The following is a 19167-nucleotide window of genomic DNA, read 5'->3' on the forward strand; positions in this document are numbered from 1 at the left end:
GTTTTCCAGTTAATTGTTCGAAAACAAGCAGTTGGGCGTAAATTAACTGGAGGTTTTGCAGTTATTGGAATGTTCAACAATAGTGCAAGTACTCAAAATGCCGATTGTACTCAAAATGCCGATTGTGCTCAAAATGCCGATTGTACCCAATGCCGAAAGTACTCAAAATGCCGATTGTATCTAACAATGCCGAAAGTACTCAAAATGCCAATGTGCTCATAAGCATCAATTGCACTCTATTCCAATATGTGCGGTGAATACGATGAGTAATTTAAACGATAAAGTTGTGCTCATAACGGGAGGTTTGGGAGCGGCGGGTCGGTCGGCGATCCGTCTTTTTCTTGCCAAAGGGGCGACCGTGTTCGCCTGCGATCGCGAGCCGATGGATCGCTTCCCGGAGGCCCGGGAAGCGGCGGAACATTATGGCCGTGACCGATTCGCGTTCCGGCAAGCCGATCTGTGCCGGGAGGACGAGGTCATTGCCGTCATGAACGAGGTCGAGTGTCGTTTCGGGCGTCTGGACGGCACGTACCATAACGTGTACACGAACGTGTGGAAGCCGGCGCTTGAACTATCGCTCGAGGAGTGGGAGGCTACGATCACCGGGACGTTGACGAGCACCTTCCTCGTGTGCAAGCACGCCATTCCGCTGCTCATTCGCGCCGGCGGCGGCTCCATCGTAAACACGTCGTCGATACTGGGACAAGTGCCGCAGCTCGGCTGTCTCGCATACGGGGCTGCCAAAGCGGGCGTCAACCAATTGACGCGGGTATTGGCCGCGGATTATGCGCAATACGGCATTCGCGCCAACGCGCTGGTACCCGGCGACTTCAAGTCGGACGAGGTACTGGCGGCTCAATCCGAGGAATCGAAGGACTCCATGCGGCGTCACAGTCGGCTCGGCCGAAGCGGAAGGGCGGACGAAATCAACGAAGTGGCCGCATTTTTATTGTCAGATGCCGCCAGCTATGTCACCGGGGCGTTATATACCGTCGACGGGGGGTTTCACGTATGAACCGACTGGCCATGGAGCACCACACGCGAGAATCGATTTCCGAGCTGGCGCGACAAGGCTGCGCCGTCATCGTCCCGCTGGCCGCGACGGAGCAGCACGGCCCGCATTTGCCGGTGATGACCGACAGCCTCATCAGCGGAGAAATCGTCCGCAGATCGGCAGAGCAAGCCGCCGAGCAAGTATCCCTGCTGGTGGCGTCGATGCTGACGATCGGCTGCTCGCAACATCATTTAGCTTACGGCGGAACCTTATCGTTCACGTCGTCTACTTATCTGAAAGTGCTGCGAGATATTGGAGATAGCCTCGTAGCGGGTGGCTTTCGCAAAATCATTTTCCTGAACGGCCACGGCGGGAACGAGCCGATCATGCACCAGACGGCGAACGACTTGGCCGTCCGCCATCCGATCTGGACGGCATCGGCGTCCTACTGGAGTATCGCCCGCGAGGCTCTGCGGAACGTGAACGCTTCCGAGGTCGGTTTCGTCCCCGGCCATGCGGGTGGCTTCGAGACGGCAGCCGTGCTGGCGATCCAGCCGGATACGGTACGAACCGATCGAATCGAGCCGGTGCATGAAAGCCGGCGATGGATTCACGAAAGCGTCCCGGGCACCTTCGTCGGCAAGCATGGCGAACTGACGGGCGCCGACGGTTACACCGATGCGGCAGTGAAGGCAACTGCGGAGAAAGGCATGATATATTTGGACGCCATCGTGGAGAGCGTTGCGGAGTGGCTTGTTCGAACCATTCGTACGATGGGGACGGAAGTTTAGGAGCTGCGCTGCGCAATGTTGGGGACAGACTATCCACTGGGGCGCACCTAGAGAAAACGATGTTTAGAAGCACCAATTGCAGCCACACCAGGCAACAGCAGGTCGTAAGTGGCAACTGGCCATATCCGGCAATTCACAAAGTGACAGCAGGCCATATCCAGCGGCAGTTCACAAAGTGACAGCAAGCCATAACCAGCAAAGGTTGTAGCACTTGCCATGCTTAGCGGGTCATATGCCGCTAGCAGGTCGCAGGTCATAAGCCGACACCAGGTCAGCAGGCTAAACGGGCAGCGCCCAATACGGGCAATCAACGAAGAAAAGGAGGGACTACGTATGAACAACAAAACGAAACCGAAGGTTGCGGTAATCGTGACCGAATATCGGTACAACTCCCATGCGGACGTTATTCTGGGTCGTCTGCTCGGCGATATGGGATACGTCCCGAGCGTTGATGTTGTTTCGATCTATACCGATCAGGTGCCCGCGAACGACATGAGCCGGGAAGCGGCTGCGCGGTGCGGCGTTCGGATTTGCGACACGATCTTCGAAGCGGTAAAAGCCGGGCATGCCGACGGACCGGTTGACGGCGTCATTCTCATCGGCGAGCACGGCGACTACCCGACTAACGAAAAAGGGCAAATGCTGTACCCGCGCCGCCGTTTCCTCGAGGAGACGATAACGGCACTCGATGAGCTCGGGCTTGTCGTGCCGATCTTCTCCGACAAGCATCTCGCCTACAACTTGGAAGATGCGCTCTGGATGTATCATGCGATAAAATCGCGAAACGTCCCGTTTCTGGGCGGTTCATCGATCCCGCATACCGATCCTGTACCGGCGTACGACCCGAGGCTGCTGCAAACCGCGCGGAAATTTCTTGTCGTCAGCTTCTCCGACGGCTTCGAGTCCTATGGCTTTCACGGTGCGGATGTGCTGCAATCGATCGCCGAACAACGATCCGGCGGGGAGAGCGGCATCGCATCGGTGCAAACCATCACGGGAGAAGGCGCAGCATGGGCAGCGATGGACAGGGGAGAGTGGCCGGAGGAGCTGCTGCTTGAAGCGCTCGCGACTTATCCCGACCTGCCAACAACTGCATCACTCCGGGAACTTGAACCCGACCCAATCCTCGTCACGGTCCACTACGCGGACGGCGCGCACGGCTACATGATCCAGTTCAAGCGGCTGGTGGAGCAGTGGGCATATGCCTTCCGCGACGACGAAGGCCGCATCGTTGCGGCACGCTGCAACAGCGACAACGATCGGCCTTTCGCTCATTTTGAACGGTTGACCCGCATGATCGAAACGATGATCATCACGCGCAAACCGCCGTTTCCGATGGAACGGACGTTATTTTCCACGGGAATCATCTATTACGCCGTGGAGTCGTTATATTCCGGAAGAAAGCTCGATACGCCGGAGCTTCACGTACATTATCAATCTATCGCGAGTGGGGGAGATTAACGTTGCGGCACAATTTATATGCGGGCATCCCCGAGGAGCTGACGCGTTTCGTGCAGCTGCCGAATGAGCGGGGCCATAATGCGGTCTGGGATTTCGTACGATCTCCCGATGGCCGTTTTTTTATTAGCATATGCGGCGAAAACGAAAGGCCACTGACGGCCCTGCTGTATGAATATTACCCGGAAACGGGGGAGCTTCGGCTTATTTTTGACGTGGCCGATATTTGGATCGTGCACCCGGAGCAAATGCCGCCGAGCAAAATCCATACGAGCATCGACTTTTTGCCGGACGGAAGGCTCATCATGGCGACTCACAACACGGCTCCCGCGCAAGGCCATCCGTATTGGCTGTACGAGCAGCATTACGAGCATCCGTGGGAAGGGTACCCCGGCTCGATCGTCATGTTCGTGAACCCCGACACGAACGAAGTTCAGGTCAGGGGCATCCCCGTGCCGAGGGAAAGCATGTATGGCGGCATGCTCGGCAACGACCCGCGGTTTTATTATTTTCTCGGGTATATGCGCGGGCATTTTTACCGGCTTGATCTGGAAACGAACGAGGTCCGGGATTACGGCAAAGTGTCCGAATTTTCGTCGTGCCGGCTGGCGAAGGACGAACGCGGACGGTTGTACGGCAGCGCGTATACGGGAGGGCTGTGGCGGTACGATCCCGAGAGGGATGAAATCGAGGATTTGAAAATAAGCTTTCATTCGCCGAACGGGACGAAGGTGCGCAGGCAATTTATTTTTGCCTTGAACTCGCCTCGCGGCTCGCTTTTCCTGGTCGACAATTGCGATGGGGAAATGCTCGAGCTGCATCCGGAGACGTTAGAGCTGACCCGGCACGGCCACATCCACCTGCCCGGCGAAGTCCCCGAAAAAATGTACCTGATCGGCGGATTGGCCGCGGACGAAAACTTCGTCATATATTACGGGCTCAAAACCTACGACGAGGATTTGCCGATTCGGCTAGTTCGCTGGGACATTCTGAGAGGCGGGCAACCGGAGAACCTTGGCCTGATCGCTCCGAGAGGCAAAGCATCGCAATACATTTGCGAGATGCTGTTCGACCGGGAAGGCTGGCTCCATATGGTCGACGTATGCGGCCAATTCTCGCCTTATATCGTGGCGGTGGACGTCAAGCGGCTGCAAGTTCCGTCCGGCGATTCGCCGAAGCTGCCCATCGAGCCGTACGTGGAGCCGAACTTCCATTCAGGCGGCGATCCTGCGACGTATATGCAAATCGAAGCAAAAGCTACCCTAACGCTGCCGCTTCACCAGCATCTGAACTGGCGCGATACGGCGATCATCCATTTGAAGGCATTGAACGGCAAAATATACAGCTTAAGCGGCAAGGATCGAACCTATCTAGCTGAGTTCGGCGACGCAGGCGACTCGCCTTCCCGGATTTTGACCGTGTACGAGGGGGGCGCTCCATTGTCCTGCGTCGACGTTAACGAAGGGATGATCGCGATGCTTGCTACGGACGGATGCATCGTTTATATCGATCCTGATATCGGAAGCGTAACGCGAACAATTCCTGCTCCCGAGGGTGTCGAACTAGTCAAGCTTCACGGCGCGCTCCACGCGGGAACGGGAAGTATACTAGCAAGCGATAGAGACGGAGCGTTTTATTTATTGGACAGTTCAAGCGGCGGCGATTGCAGCAACAAAGGCGCCATTGGCGGGGGCAATTTGCGTAAACTCGCCAACATTCAGCTCCATGCAGCCGATGCGCATATCCTCCGCATAAGCGACACATGCTGGCTGTTATCCGGCAAGAGCGACGAAATCCGCTTGTACGATGCCGTTCACGAACGCAGCGAAGCTCTGCAAGTAAAAGCCGCATCCATCCGCGGGCGTGGATTCCGGGCGACGATGACGGGGGGAGCCGTACTCGCGGACGGTACGATCGTAGCCGGTACGCACGACGGCATGCTCTTTACGCTTTCCCCCGATCTGAGCCGCCGGACGGTATACGGCAGGTTGTTCTCGAGCGGCCAGCTGCGCAATTTCATCAAGCTGGGCGACAATGCAGTTGCAGGCATTTACGGCGGGGAGAAGGATGCGGGGCACGTGTTTTATTTTTCGGGGGAAAACGGTTTTGTCGATTTGGGCAGACCACGCGTCATCAAGGACAATAACCCGATGTACGAGCTCGATTCGGAGTGGGCCAGCATCCACCACATTTCTTGCCTGGCGTATGCCCGAGAGGAGGATACACTCTATGTGGCGTCGGGAGAGCAATACGGCTGCATCGTCCGGTATACGGGGGCTACGGAGGTTGCGGGGAAAGACAGGGATATCGGGATTTCACTAACGGAAGGAGGCGAATAGCTGCATGAAGCAAGAAATTTTCTCGTCATCGGCTGAAGGCAAGCCGTTTTCGTCGGGGATCGCAACGGAATCGTTCGTGTTCGTTTCCGGGCAAGGCGGGCTGCTTGACGGCGTGGTGGTCGGCCCGGACATCGAGTCGCAAACCGTGCAAACGCTGGAAAATATCCGCGTCATCCTGCAGGAAGCGGGCCTTGATCTGGACGACGTCGTCAAGATGGGCGTTTATTTGAAGGAGCGCAGCCTGTACGATGCATTCAATCAGGTGTACAAACGATATTTTCAGCACCCTCTGCCCGCCCGGACGGTTGTATATTGCGATTTGAACTTCGATATTTTGGTCGAGATCGACGCGATTGCGGTGAAGAAGTAACGCTTATTCAGACAATTCGGACCGTTCCGTACCAGTCTCTATCCCGATCCCATAGCGTTCAAGCGCCTTGGTCGAAGATTCCAGCATCCTGCGAATGAAATAATCGTTGTCGACGACACGGACGCGTTTGCCGAGAAAACGGATTTTGGACAGGACGTATTCGCTCTCATCTCCAAGAAAGCTGACATGAATATGATACAGGTTTGCTTCTTCGTCGTAATGCACGTGTTTCTCGAAACAAGAAAATGCGTATAAAATTCTGGACAGCTCCGGGTTGTACGCTTGAACGACTTGAATGACGGCTGTTTCCTTTCGGCCGTACAGCGTCCGCTCCATATCTGCAAGCGTACGCTCGAATCGGGTTGAAGGGACGGATTCCTCCGACACGACGATAATGTTGTGCAGCCGGGTGCTCATAAAGGAACGATGTCGGGAGTGGTGCCATAGCAGGTACCATTCCCTTTTGACCATGGAGTACTCCAATCTGTAAGGAATCCCCGATTGATCGGAATATTCCCGTCCCCCCTTGATCCGATAGGTGATCCGAATGCCTTGCTTGTTCATAATAAAACGGCGCAGCGGCCGCAATAGCGGATGGTACGCTTGCTTTTCACGGCTTCGTGCTCTCTCCAGCAAATGCTCCTCGGTGTTCATCGGATCGTCGCCAAGCAGCAGGCTTTGAAGTTTCTCCAAGGTGTCGGCGGAGAAGGCGTCTAGTGCCGCAGGATGCTGCAGCATCATTTTGAGCCACGCGCGTTCGTGGGACGTCACCATGAATGCACCCGAATCTTCAAGCCGGGAAATGATCTGGTAGTTAAAAATCTTTTCAAACAGATTCATAATACGATTGTAGCTCCTTCCACTCCGCGATCATCTCGCGGCGAAACTGGGAGGGTTCGAGAATTTCGCAGCTGGACCCGAAGCTGCGCAGCCAAGGCTTGATCTCCGTCGTGCCGTTGACCGTGATTTCATAGACGAACGAGATCTCGTCCTCCTCCACAATCTGCCCCCACTGGCCTTGCAGCATGACCCGCTCCTTCACGAAGTTCGGTTGATTCTCCCCCGGATTGAAAAAGCGTACGCGCACCTTAACCGGTTTCCCCGTATCGATCAGCCAGCTGTATCGGATTTTGTCCTCCAGCTCCGCTTGCTTCTCCGCAAAAAATGCTTCATCGGCCGGTTCTTCCAGCTCGATCTGCGTTAGTCCTTCCATGCGATATTTCCGGATTCCCATGCGCCCATCATAGGACAATATATACCATCTTCCGTATTGATGGTCGTAAACGATCTTTAGCGGCAAAGCTTGTTCTTGCTTTCCGTTCGTCCCCCGCTCGAACAGCGGATTCGTATTCCGGGAGGCATAGCTTTTCTCGGCTTTGGGCGAAAAATATAAAAATTTCACGTAGCGATGATTTCGAATCGCGCTCATGATCGTAAACAAGTGAGCTTCGTCCAGGATGCGCGAGTAATAATGATATTTGTATAAAAAAGGCTCGACGGCAACCGGTTCCGCATGATTGCGGGCGATGTGCTTTTTCAGTCCGTCGCGAAGCAAGTAGCCTTGAACGGAAGGAATTTGCGTGTTGGCCATCACGCTGACGAAGTCGAACAAATCGAGAAGCTCATCGTCGGTGAGCTCGCGAACCAAATCGTTGTGCAGGCGGTAACGAAAAGGACGAACTCCAGGCTCTCGCTTAATGACACCGACCTCCTCCAAATATTTGAGGTCCGAGCGTATCGTCTTCTCGTCGGGGAGTGCCGCTTCCAAAGCAACGCCGCTGCTGCACAAATCGAGAAGCTCCATTGCCGTCAGAGAGTTCTCGTGCAAAGCCGCGAGCAGCATTGCAATTCTTTGGCTTTCCGACTCCTTCAGCGATTTGGCGCGGAACAGGAACAACAGCAGCGGATCGGTCGAGTCGTAATAGTTGAAGCGAAGCGATTCGGCGAATTCCTTGCTTTGCTCTTCCGGCAGCTGCCGGTGAACGGCACTGACGATATCTTTGAGTTTGCGGATGGTCTTGTCGAAGGTATGTACCGAAATGCCGAGACGATCGGCGAATTGTTGGCGGCTGTACGCGCCGCTTGTCAGGACAAGCATGCGCAAAAACTGAATTTCTTTGTCAAAGCTTTCCTTCGCCATTCGTGTTCCCTCCGTTCGTCCGTTGATAGAAGCTTTTCTTATTGTAACAGGCGGGAGATTTGGAGAAAATGGCAAACTTTTTCTGCGTCGTAATACTTTCGCCATGTTCGCGGGCAGCCAAATGAGTGAAAATGAGATCAACAAGAGAACACCGAGGCGCTCGGAAGGGTTACTTCGACTTTAAATCGGCCGGCCGTTGGTTCGAATCCAACTTCCGCTGCAAAGCGGAATAGCTCAGGGGTAGAGCAGCATGTACCTTTCCAACCATTTTCCTCGGGTGTTCTCCAATTCGTGAGGCGCTGGGACGGGTTACTTCGCACTCAAGCGACCAATTTGATGAACTGGGCAATACGGCAGGTTCGACTCCTGCAGCAAGCCTGTCCCGCTTTTTCCTCACGGTCAATTAAGGAGGTATTACCCGATGAGCATCGCCAAAAAACTGTTTGGTTCCATCCTGCCGAACGCGCTGAATAAACACCAATATCCCGCATATACGCGCTCTGCCGAGGAGCAATATTTGCAGACGCTGCTTACCAATACGATGCAAAACATCTTTTATTCGGATCAAAAAGAACTTCTAACCGATGCCGCACAGCTTCATCACGAAATGGCGACAGCCAATCCAGCGTTTATGGCGAAGGCCATCGTCTATGCCCGTAACGAAGGCTTTATGCGACTGCAGCCATTATTCGGTCTAGCTGTACTTTCCGGTTACCGTCCTGATTTGTTCGCATTAATCTTCTTGCAGGTCGTACGCATTCCTTCGGATTTGTCCGATTTCCTGACGATATTGCAAGGCTTGGGGCGCGGCGAAGGCGGAAGAGCGGTGAAGCGGCAAGTGAATCGTTTCCTTGACGGCGTGTCCGAATATTGGGCGTTGAAATACAACGGCCGCGGCCGGGGATACAATCTGGGAGACGCGATCGCCACGGCGCATCCGAAGCCTGCCGATCTGAAGCAGCAAGCGTTGTTCCGCTATTTGAGGGGACTGGAAGCCAACTTGTCCTTGTTGCCACAAATCGAAGCGCTGGAGTCGCTGAAACGGGCAGAAACGGAGGAGGAGCAGCTCGCCTGGATCGAGCGGGGGAAGCTTCCTTACGAAACGGTCACAAGCGCGATCAAGCCTTCGACAGCAATCTGGGCTTCGATCATGTACCAAATGCCGACGTTTGCGCTGCTGCGACATTTGAACGCACTGCAACGGGCGGGCGTTTTCGAGGATCAACATCATCTGGACTACGCCATAGGCAGATTAACCGACAAGGAGGCATTGGCTAAATCAAAAATATTGCCGTTCAGATTTGCGTCCGCCTACCGGGAACTGAGCCATCCCGATTTGCGGGATGCGATGCGGGAAGCGGTCGAGCTAACCTTCGACAACTTGCCCGAAATCGGCGGCCGCACGGCCATATTCCTCGATATTTCCGGCTCCATGCAGGGCGAATATTTGGAAATCGGTTCGATCTTCGCGCTGGCCCTGTACAAGAAGACTAAAGGAAACTCGTTGTTCTGGCTGTTCGATACGGAAGTGTACGATGCGAAGCCGTCCCGGCATGATAGCATATTGAGTCAGGCGGAGCGGATTCGAGCCCAAGGCGGCACGGATACCGGCGCTCCCGTAAGGAAGCTGATTCATCAGAACGTGAAAGTGGATCAAATCATCCTCATCACCGACGAACAGCAGAACAGCGGCAACCCGTTCTATGGTCAGTTGGATTCGTACCGTTCCAAAGTCAATCGGGATGTCAAAACGTTCGTCGTAGACATTGCGCCGTACCGGCATGCGATGGTTCCGCAGCAGGACGAAAGGACCTATTATATTTATGGCTGGAGCGACACGGTACTGTCATATATCGCACAATCCGCGCAAGGCTACGGCACGATGGTAGAACGGGTTGAGGCCGTGGACATCGTTCAGAAGGCCGATAGTTAGTTAGGAGGTATGTTTTGTGGCAATTGTTCAATTGACGTCGACGAACCCGGCGTTCTCGTTTCTGATCAAGAAAAATCCAAGCTCCGGGATGCAGCTCCGGTCGATTCGTAAAGGAATCGCATACGGATGGTACACGGATGATGAGACGTACAATGTTTATTTTAAAGACTCGGACCATGAGGTCTCGTATAAACAGCATGCAAACGAAAACTTCGAATATTTGAACGTATCTCGCTACAACACGCCGTTATTTCCTTTGAATGCGATCAACGAGTTTTTTTCGAATCCGCTCAAAGCGCAGGATAACCGGGATACGGAAGGCTACGAGCATGCTTTTTACATCCCGATGATTCATATTGAAACGGTGCGTTATATCGAGCTATTTAATAAGCATATGAAAGATTTTTCGTTCGAAATCAAGCATCAGGCTCATAAAAGCTACTCGCTAACGATTAAAACGACGAAAAGCTTATATCGGCTGATGCACGCCGTCAGCGTATTATGCTTGTTTTTGTCTCTATCAGGCAACGAATATATCGATATTTCCGACAGCATCTTGGAGAAATATATCAAGAGCGTTCATGTCATCGACGCGCCGTTTTATATTCGGAACCTATTCGTCAGGAATTTCTTGACTTCAAGAGAGCAGTTTCGGAAGTTCAAAACGGAGCTTGAACAAACAAGCCTGTACGAGATTCGATTTGATTTCGGCGGAACGGCGCTTCAACGGAGAAACTACATCGGAAGATGGCTATCTTACGATAAATCCATTTTGGATGTCGGGTGCGGCGAAGGCTATTATGCTTTCCCGTTTGCTCCGAAGCTGGAAGGCAGCTATTATGCGATCGATATCAACGAAACGCTGCTTGAGGCGTTAAATCGCAAAGCCCGGTCCAAGGAGATCGACAATATCGCTACATTCAACTCACTCGCTTCATTTCTTGAGACGTACAGCGGCGAGCAGGTCGATATCATCCTGACCGAAGTGATCGAGCATATGAGCGAGGAGGAAGCGGCCCAACTCATTCTCCAACTTTATCGGAACGTCGATTTCGATCGGTTCATCATCACGACGCCGAACGCTGATTTTAACCCATTTTACGAGCTAAGCGAGTTTAGACATGCCGATCACCGGTGGGAAATGGGGTGGGAACAGTTCCAACAGTGGTTGCTACATGCACTTGAAGGAACGGATCTTGCGTGTGAATTTGTCGGCATCGGCGACGCGGTTAACGGAATCCAGACAACGCAAGGCGCGATTTTAAGCAAAAGGAGGGATTGATTCGTGCAGATCCTTACAAAAGTGCATACGGTATTCATGATGATCGGTTCGACGGAATGCGGCAAAACGACATTTGCCCGGGAAGTGCTTATTCCTCAATTGCAATTCGAAGATCCCTCGAAGCATGTGAGATCGAATGTGCAGTACATTTCCTCGGATAGCATTCGTCAAGAAATCCTCGGCTCGGCGTACGACAAGTACGACCAAATTATGCTGGAAGCAAGTGAACAAGCTTTTCATCTGCTGTTCCAGAAGCTCAAGATGGTCACTTCTTTTCCCGTAAATGCCGAGTTTGTTGTCGTAGATACGACGGGGCTATCGGAAGATTTCAGAGCGAAAGTTCGCGAGATTGCCCAGGAGAATAACTATAATCTTGAAGTGATCTTGTTCGATTACAAGAAACGAGAAGATTATTATGCCTCGGACCGTTCCAAGAAACTGATTACGAGCCATATCAATCGTTTGAAGAAAGAAGTTTTGGGCTCTCTGTCCAGAGAGGGCTATTCGAAAATCCATAAAATCCGTTCCAAAGACTTCTTCAACGTTCAAGAAAGCTCGCCTAATCCCGAATATCAGATCGTCATTGAAGATTTGGATCTCTACTTGGAGACGATACTTCCGAAAGACGAGAAGCATATCATTGTCGGCGACGTTCACGAATGCATCGACGATCTGAAAGGCTTGCTGCTGAGCCACGGCTATCGGATCGAGGACAATAAGCTGATCGCAACGGAAAAATTGCGTGATACGAAGGTCATTTTGGCCGGCGACTGGATCGACAAAGGCAACCGTACAAAAGAAATCGTCGAGTTCCTCTACGACAATCAAGCGTATTTTTACCTCGTTATGGGGAACCACGAAAATTTCGTGTTCAAGTACTTGCAAGGTGAAGTCCAGGGCGTCGATCAAGAGCTGCTCCATACGTATTTCGATTCGACGCAGGTTCTGCGCAGCGATCCGGAATTATTGGACAAATTCAATCGTTTGGTGTCGGTCTCGAAGCCCTATTTTAAAAAAATCGGAACGGAAGGCTCTTCCTTCTACGTCACGCATGCGCCATGCCGAAACAAATATATCGGCAAGCTGGACGCGAATTCGGTCCGCCATCAGCGCAATTTTCGAATCGATCGCGAAGCTTCATTGGAAGAGCAGCTTGCTTTTCTCAAGCAGGAAGCCGTTCATAATCATCCGTTCCACGTGTTCGGGCACATCGCGGCGAAGCAGCCGTTCCGGATCAAAAACAAGCTTCATATCGATACGGGAAGCGTGCACGGCAATGCGCTGACTTCGGTTCATATTAGCTTTAAGCCGTTCTTGAAATCGCATAAATCGCGGCAGGCTGATCTTACGGATGAGTTGATGACGTTATTTCCGCGGGAAGAGAAGAAAATATCAATACAGGATCTTGAAGAAGACGAGATTCGCAGACTGTGGTATTGCTCTCGCAATCGAATCAATTTTATTTCCGGCACGATGTCTCCCGCGGATAAGGACGAGGAAACGGGTAATCTTGAATCTTTGAAAAGCGGTTTGGCCTATTACGCGGAGCAAGGAGTCCGGCATGTTGTTCTGCAACCGAAGTATATGGGTTCAAGATGCAATCTGTATTTGCACCGGGAAATCGATCAATGCTTTGCGGTGAGCCGCAACGGATATAAAATCAACCAAGTCGATTTGACCGAGATTTACGAGCGGGCGCTTGAACGATTCGGCGGATATATGAAGCAGGAACAAGTTTCGATGCTGATCCTGGACGGAGAGCTGCTGCCATGGAAGGCGATCGGCGACGGCCTGATTCAGCGGCAGTTCAAACCGATTGGCAAAGCGTTGGAGAGCGAACTGCGGTTTCTGCGAGAGAGCGGGTTCGAGGCAGCCTTTATGCAATTGGCCGAGGCGTACGATGCAAGCGGATTTGAGAGAGACCAGCTTCATGTATCCAAAACGGCACTGAGCGATAAATACGGGGCCAGCGTGTATCAGAACTATAAACATATTCATGAGATTCAAAAATCGTATGTAACGTTAGACGAACATGCCAAGGCGTACGAAACGTATCAAAGACAGCTGGAACTATATGGCGGGGATGCGCCGATGGAATATAAGCCGTTTGCGGTGCTAAAAGTAGTCCACGATGACGGCACCGAACAGGTTCCCGGCTGGACAACGTCCGAGATGTACCGTTTTTTGAACGACGACGAGTACTTGCTGCTGGATTTGGAAGAGGCGGACAGCCTGGAGAAGGCGGAACGGTATTTCGCAACCATGACGACGGACAATCATATGGAAGGCGTCGTGATCAAACCGGAAGTCGCCCAGAACAAAACGGTTCCTTTCATGAAAGTGCGGAACCCGGAGTATTTGTCGATCATCTACGGCTACGACTACCGGTTCCCGCATAAATACGCGAAGCTGATCAAGCAAAAAAATATTCATCGGAAGCTCTGGACTTCCATGAACGAGCATCGTTTAGGACAACGGATGCTTGCCGTCAAGTTCGGCGAAATTGGACCGGAGAACGAGACGTATCAAGAAATCGCGGCCCATTTGTTATTCGAGGTCAGCCAAGAAAAAGAGATCGATCCGAGACTGTAAGGCGTACCTTGGGACCCAAATTAAAATATTCCGCATCCAAATTGGGAGCGAAATCTATCAGATGAAAAAGGAATATCAGAAGCCTGCTTCCATTAGAAAGAATGGAAGCAGGCTTCTCTTGTTAACAAAGAATATTCTAATCATAAAAACACTTGAAAGTGACGTTGCGTCATTTTGTATAATCAAACCAATGGTTAAGCTCCTGTCTATTAAGTCGGCTAATAGAGGGAAGAGGAGATTTATACAAAAGGGGATGGAAGATATGAAGCAAGGCGACATCTTTATTTATGCATGTGTCATTATAGGAGCAGGGATTGGACTTATGCTGGGTCAAGCATTTCCTGGAGTATTAGTCGGACTAGGATTGGGGTATCTAATCAAATATGCTGTATATAAAGATAAAGAAAATTAGCATCCATCGCCGGAGGTGTCTGTAATTGATTCATATCAAAGAAGTTGCGAAACAAACTAAAATCACGGTCAGAACACTTCGGTACTATGATCAGATTGGATTATTGACGGCTTCATCCAAAACAGAAGGGCGACACCGTCTATATTCAGAAGAGGAACTGAAGAAGCTTCAATATATCCAATTTTTAAAAGGAATGGGTTACAAGTTGCAAGATATTAAAGATATGTTATCCGACTCTAATTGGAATTGGTCGAATAGTTTGAAAAGCCAGTTAGCTTATATCCTTGAAGAGCAAGAAAGATTAAGGAGTATAGAGTCGTCTCTACGGGAATTGATGAATGGGATTGCAGTCGAAGGCGGGGATGAGCGGCTTGCGATACAGAAACTTATTCAGCTATCGAATCAACATAAAAAAAGATTGCCGACCATCAAGGAGAACGTGTTTAACGATAAGGAAATGAAGCTTTGGACGAAGCTACCAAAAATGAGTGGAGAAGACCCTGATTCTATGGAGTGGATTGCTTTGCTAGGTCAGATAAAACGATATACGAAAGATGATCCTGCTTCATCAAGAGTGCAAAACATAATACGTCGTATGATTGAAAAACAATTGGAAGAATTCAAAGGAGAAGACGAGTTTGTGAATAAATTATGGGATCTGAGAAGATCCCCAAAGGAATCCGAGAGTCTCGGGCTATATCCTATAGATAAGGAAGTTCTTGATTTTATGGAGCGAGCCTATGACATTTACGTTTCCTCCCTACAGGACTCTTCCTTGGAGCAAGGAGGAGAATCGTGACTCTTGAACTCCTTTTCACGGTAGGGGGATTAGCCTTATTAGATACGCTTAGTCCTGCAGCATTGGGAGTAACAGTATATCTGCTGTTAACTGAAAAGGAGCGATTAGGTTCACGCTTAATGATTTATTTATTGACGGTCGCAGTACTTTATTTTTCAGTAGGCGTTGCTTTCATGTTAGGTCTGGATGCGTTTCTGGCTACGTTCTCTTCCATCTTTCAAAATCGGATTGTAAGTTGGGTTATGCTGATCACTGGGGGAATTCTGTTTATAGCTAGCTTTTACTACCCAAAGAGTAAAAAAACAGATTTGCCAAGGCCAAAGTCAAATAGTAAGAAATCCATGATTACACTCGGTTTTATGACATCTTTGATTGAAGTAGGTGCAGCATTTCCGTATTTTGCCGCGATTGGACTTATGAGTACCTCAAATCTAACAGTTTTTCAGTGGCTCCCAATTATGGCAGGTTATAATTTTATAATGATTTTACCGCCTTTAATCCTGTTTACATTTCATTTATTATTAGGGCGAGTGATGCAAAGACCATTAGAAAGGCTTCAAATCAAGCTTTCGAAGCATTCAGGATCGGCTGTTTCGTGGGTCATGTGTATCGTGGGGTTGATTTTGGTTTTTAATAGTTTGGATTATCTGTAAGGAGTTTTATAGTAGGGGTCAATCCGTCTTCCTCACTCCGGCCAATGCTGGTACGTCTCCAAATCGATGCGCCGCGCGCCGACGATTTCGACGCCTTCGCTTTCGAGAAGCAGCGCTTGCGTTTGGAAGCCTTCGTCCTCCTGGATGCCAATCTCACCTTTGGAGTTGATGACCCGGTGCCAGGGCAGCTTGTGCTTCATGCTCATGGAATGCAGGATGCGCACGACTTGCCTTGCGGCCCGGGGGCTTCCGGCGAGCGCAGCGATTTGGCCATAGGTCATCACCTTGCCTTCGGGGATGCCGCGGATCAGCTGGATGACGCGATCGGTAAAGGGAGTCATGGCATAAGCCTCCGTTCGTTCGAATGAACCGGTCTGCCGGTTCGCTTTTTTTTTATTGTCGCACGGGCGCAAAGGGTTGTCTATAGATGCGGAGGCTCATTATTTTTTTCCGTTGCGCCCTTTGGCAAAATGTGATTTGATAGGCTTAAATGCTAACGTTTTTTGCCAAATGGAAGGGGACGAGTTGAACGAATGAGCCAAACGAATACGAATGTGAAACCGGAAGTCCGCGCCTATCTCGACCGGATCGGCTATGACGGTCCGCTGGACGGCAGCGCGGTGGCGCTCGCCCATATTCAGGAATGCCATCTTCATGCGGTGCCTTATGAAAATTTGGATATTTTGCGCCGCGTTCCGCTTTCGCTGGAGGTGGAGAAGCTGTACGACAAAATCGTCGTTCGCCGCCGCGGCGGGTATTGCTTCGAGCTGAACGCGTTGTTCGGCTGGCTGCTGCGGGAGCTGGGCTATCCGGTGACCGATTTATTCGCGCGCTTCTGGCGGGACGAGCCGAACAAGCCGCCGAAACGGCGCCACCACGTGCTGAAGGTCGAAGCGGAAGGCGAGTCGTATTTGTGCGACGTCGGCGTTGGCGGCATCGTGCCGCGCAGGCCGATTCGGATGGCACTCGGACTGGAACACCCGCAAGGCGACGAATGCTACCGGCTGGAGCTCGATCCGTTCTTCGGCTGGATGTTGTGCGAGCTGAAGCGCGGCGAGTGGCACCGGCTGTATTCCTTTACGGAAGAGCCGCAGCTGCCGAAGGATTATACGATGGCCTCGTATTGGTGCGAAAACGCGCCGGATTCCATTTTCTTGCACGACACGATGGTTGCAATCCGGACGAAGGAAGGGCGCAATACGATCGCCGGCAAGGAATTCCGCATTTTCACCCCGGATGGGGTGCAGGTTGTGACGCCGCAGACTGAAGAGGAGTACAACGAAGCGCTGCGCATTTATTTCGGCATTGTGATCGAATAGAGCCAAGAAGCTATGCAGTTCGGCATCACAGACGAACCCCTTATTGCGGAGTACGTTTGGAAGCTGAGTTGCGTGGCTTTTTCTTTTAACAAAATTTATTTTTTCATGAAGTCAGGTTTGCGATAACTTATGGCATCCAACTCACTGTAGACCAGTGAAACTAAACTAACGCGAAATGAAGGGAGAAAAGAGAACATGCAAATGAACGAAGAGATCAAATTGGAGGAAAGACTGGAAGACATCACAGGCTTGACTTGCATTTACGTTCCGGTGAGCGACGTATATGCATCCATCCAATGGTATCAGAAAAATTTACGATGCCAGCCATCAAACATCCACCCGGTTGAGCCTGGGATGGGCATGGCGATCTTGAGATTTCCCGACGCTGACGGAAATTTCCCTGGAGCAGGACTAAGGCAAACGGTGCCTGCCTTGTTTCTGCTTCAGTCAGGGCCGGAAGGCGGCCGGTTAGGTTTTTCATGGACACAGGATGAAGGTAAACGTCATGCAGTCGGGTGTTTCATTACTCCGCGGATCCAGGAACTTTTCGAACGTTTCAAGGAAAATGGGGTGGACATTATCGGCGACATTCGGCAGACGTGCGGTCCAAACCTGCTGTTCGCCGATCCCGACGGCAACTTGTGGGAAGCGTGGCAGCCGTAGAGCTTTGCAGGGGAATGGGGCAGTTGTGGGGGCCAACTGTAACGGACCCCAGAGCCGTTATTTGCGGCAAAACGGCGGTTTCCGAGCTGTAACGGATTGAGGAGGCGCTATTTCGCAAAAAATGATTCAATCTTACCGCAAATACGCCAAATAACGGCTCTCGAGACCGTTATGATGCCGAAAGCCCGATATTTGGCCGAATAACGTCATCTCAGTCCGTTACGCAGCGCATCAGGTGGCATAAGCACTATACCTTGCGGCCAAGGAAAATCCAAAGCGCAAGTTTCATGCACTGTACGACAAGGTTCATCGTGTGCGATGGAATATGCTGAGCGTGGGGCGATTGAACAAAGTTAAGAAAAGTTCCTTGGTTCCGTAATAATGGGTCAAGGAACTTTGTTCATTTAACCTTTACGTACATACCCGCCCAGCCATCTTGAAACGACAAGACCGCAAAAAAAGTCAAAACAAGCTCATTGGATTTTGCTAAGCTAAAGTTGGAAAGGGGGTAATTTTGTGATGAAGTATGAACCGTCGATTCAAAAAACGTTGGACTTGATAGAATCTCAATTGCACGAAAAGATGTAGGCCGATGACATAGCGGAGCGCGCTGGTTTTTCAAAATACCACTTCCACCGAATTTTTCAAGCATCCGTCGGAATATCCGTTGCCGCTTATATTCGCATGAGGCGGCTTGCGAACGCGGCCGTTGCCCTTCTTCAATCCGACATACGAATCATCGACCTGGCAATGTATTACCATTTTGAATCACAAGAAGCGTTTACGCGCGCATTTAAAAAAATATACAATTTGCCGCCCGGACAATATCGAAGGCTCATGTCAAAGGTTGCAACCAAAAAGGAGGAAAAAGGGATGAAAACGGAGATTAAAGGGTGGATTTTGAGCGGAAGTCATCCGTTTCATTATGAAGTAGGGATTGACCGGGAGGTTGTCCATCAAGGAAGCGTGTCCGGTTATATCAAATCGAAGTCGGCGCAGGATGTTCCGCAACAATTCGGAACGATGATGCAAGAATTTAAGGCAGATCAATATAAAGGGCAAAGACTGAAGCTTTCATGTTTTATGAAAACAAAAGACGTCGATCAATTTGCGGGCTTATGGATGCGGGTGGACAGCGCGTCGGAGGAGGTCCTTCAATTCGATAATATGAGCGACCGGCCGATTGTCGGAACGAACCTTTGGAATCAATACGCCGTTGTTCTGGATGTGCCCGAGAACAGCGCCGTCATTTCGTTCGGAGTTCTATTGCACGGTACGGGGCATGTGTGGGTGGACCGGTTTTCATTCGAAAAGGTGGACAAAAGCGTGGAAACGACAAACGTGGAGCACCGCGCGGAACTTTTGGACGAGCCGACGAATTTATCGTTTGAAGAAACGTTGGATGAACCGCTCAATCGTTAA

General features: G+C 51.1%; 16 protein-coding genes, 1 tRNA gene and 1 pseudogene. 15 read left to right on the forward strand and 3 right to left on the reverse strand.

All coding sequences use genetic code 11. The features are described from left to right. The first annotated feature begins 262 nt into the window (after positions 1-262). The 5 genes from AC0LWM_RS14060 to AC0LWM_RS14080 all read left to right on the forward strand — a co-directional run bounded on the left by AC0LWM_RS14060 (position 263) and on the right by AC0LWM_RS14080 (position 5952). The gene (locus AC0LWM_RS14060; RefSeq protein WP_474675579.1) at positions 263-1015 is read left to right on the forward strand and encodes an SDR family NAD(P)-dependent oxidoreductase; all 753 of its coding nucleotides are present in this window, start codon (positions 263-265) and stop codon (positions 1013-1015) included. Continuing rightward, complete coding sequence (locus AC0LWM_RS14065; RefSeq protein ID WP_474675580.1) at positions 1012-1785, forward strand: creatininase family protein; 774 nt, start codon at positions 1012-1014, stop codon at positions 1783-1785. Before AC0LWM_RS14060 ends, AC0LWM_RS14065 begins: the two co-directional genes overlap by 4 nt. Positions 1786-2118: 333 nt before the next feature. Beyond that, the gene (locus tag AC0LWM_RS14070; RefSeq protein WP_474675581.1) at positions 2119-3246 is read left to right on the forward strand and encodes a hypothetical protein; all 1128 of its coding nucleotides are present in this window, start codon (positions 2119-2121) and stop codon (positions 3244-3246) included. A 2-nt stretch (positions 3247-3248) separates the two neighbouring features. After that, positions 3249-5582: an SMP-30/gluconolactonase/LRE family protein gene (locus AC0LWM_RS14075; RefSeq protein ID WP_474675582.1), complete on the forward strand. Its 2334-nt coding sequence runs from the start codon at positions 3249-3251 to the stop codon at positions 5580-5582. 4 nt (positions 5583-5586) lie between these two features. Next, positions 5587-5952, forward strand: a complete 366-nt coding sequence (locus AC0LWM_RS14080; protein ID WP_474675583.1) for a RidA family protein — start codon at positions 5587-5589, stop codon at positions 5950-5952. 3 nt (positions 5953-5955) lie between these two features. Here the strand turns inward: AC0LWM_RS14080 and AC0LWM_RS14085 are convergent, their stop codons facing one another. Beyond that, on the reverse strand, positions 5956-6792 hold the full coding sequence (locus AC0LWM_RS14085; protein ID WP_474675584.1) for a WYL domain-containing protein: 837 nt from the start codon (positions 6790-6792) through the stop codon (positions 5956-5958). Next, positions 6779-8092, reverse strand: coding sequence for a helix-turn-helix transcriptional regulator (locus AC0LWM_RS14090; protein WP_474675585.1), 1314 nt, complete (start codon positions 8090-8092; stop codon positions 6779-6781). The genes AC0LWM_RS14085 and AC0LWM_RS14090 overlap by 14 nt, the downstream gene beginning before the upstream one ends. Positions 8093-8251: 159 nt before the next feature. Between AC0LWM_RS14090 and AC0LWM_RS14095 the strand changes: the two genes are divergently transcribed. From AC0LWM_RS14095 to AC0LWM_RS14125, 7 genes are all read left to right on the forward strand, one after another. Then, a tRNA-OTHER gene (locus AC0LWM_RS14095) sits at positions 8252-8312 on the forward strand. Positions 8313-8513: 201 nt separating this feature from the next. Continuing rightward, entirely contained in the window at positions 8514-10025 is a 1512-nt protein-coding gene (locus AC0LWM_RS14100; protein ID WP_474675586.1) for a TROVE domain-containing protein, read from the forward strand. 16 nt (positions 10026-10041) lie between these two features. After that, a complete protein-coding gene (locus AC0LWM_RS14105) occupies positions 10042-11307 on the forward strand; it encodes a class I SAM-dependent methyltransferase (RefSeq protein WP_474675587.1) in 1266 nt (421 codons plus the stop codon). A 3-nt stretch (positions 11308-11310) separates the two neighbouring features. Further along, entirely contained in the window at positions 11311-13899 is a 2589-nt protein-coding gene (locus AC0LWM_RS14110) for a metallophosphoesterase (RefSeq protein ID WP_474675588.1), read from the forward strand. A 61-nt stretch (positions 13900-13960) separates the two neighbouring features. Beyond that, complete coding sequence (locus AC0LWM_RS14115; protein WP_474675658.1) at positions 13961-14311, forward strand: hypothetical protein; 351 nt, start codon at positions 13961-13963, stop codon at positions 14309-14311. A gap of 25 nt (positions 14312-14336) precedes the next feature. After that, positions 14337-15110 carry a MerR family transcriptional regulator gene (locus AC0LWM_RS14120; protein WP_474675589.1) on the forward strand — a complete coding sequence of 258 codons (774 nt, stop codon included), beginning with the start codon at positions 14337-14339 and terminating at the stop codon, positions 15108-15110. Beyond that, positions 15104-15763 carry a GAP family protein gene (locus AC0LWM_RS14125; RefSeq protein ID WP_474675656.1) on the forward strand — a complete coding sequence of 220 codons (660 nt, stop codon included), beginning with the start codon at positions 15104-15106 and terminating at the stop codon, positions 15761-15763. Before AC0LWM_RS14120 ends, AC0LWM_RS14125 begins: the two co-directional genes overlap by 7 nt. A 32-nt stretch (positions 15764-15795) precedes the next feature. On the opposite strand, the gene AC0LWM_RS14130 is transcribed toward AC0LWM_RS14125, so the two are convergent. Continuing rightward, positions 15796-16104, reverse strand: a complete 309-nt coding sequence (locus tag AC0LWM_RS14130; RefSeq protein ID WP_474675590.1) for an MGMT family protein — start codon at positions 16102-16104, stop codon at positions 15796-15798. A 192-nt stretch (positions 16105-16296) separates the two neighbouring features. On the opposite strand from AC0LWM_RS14130, the gene AC0LWM_RS14135 reads away from it, so the two are divergent. The 3 genes and pseudogenes from AC0LWM_RS14135 (at position 16297) to AC0LWM_RS14145 (ending at position 19167) form a co-directional block, all read left to right on the forward strand. Beyond that, a complete protein-coding gene (locus tag AC0LWM_RS14135) occupies positions 16297-17082 on the forward strand; it encodes an arylamine N-acetyltransferase family protein (protein ID WP_474675591.1) in 786 nt (261 codons plus the stop codon). 195 nt (positions 17083-17277) lie between these two features. Further along, positions 17278-17745, forward strand: a complete 468-nt coding sequence (locus tag AC0LWM_RS14140) for a VOC family protein (protein ID WP_474675592.1) — start codon at positions 17278-17280, stop codon at positions 17743-17745. 519 nt (positions 17746-18264) lie between these two features. Then, positions 18265-19167, forward strand: a pseudogene (locus AC0LWM_RS14145) (helix-turn-helix domain-containing protein).

This window comes from Paenibacillus sp. sgz302148 (assembly GCF_056120465.1).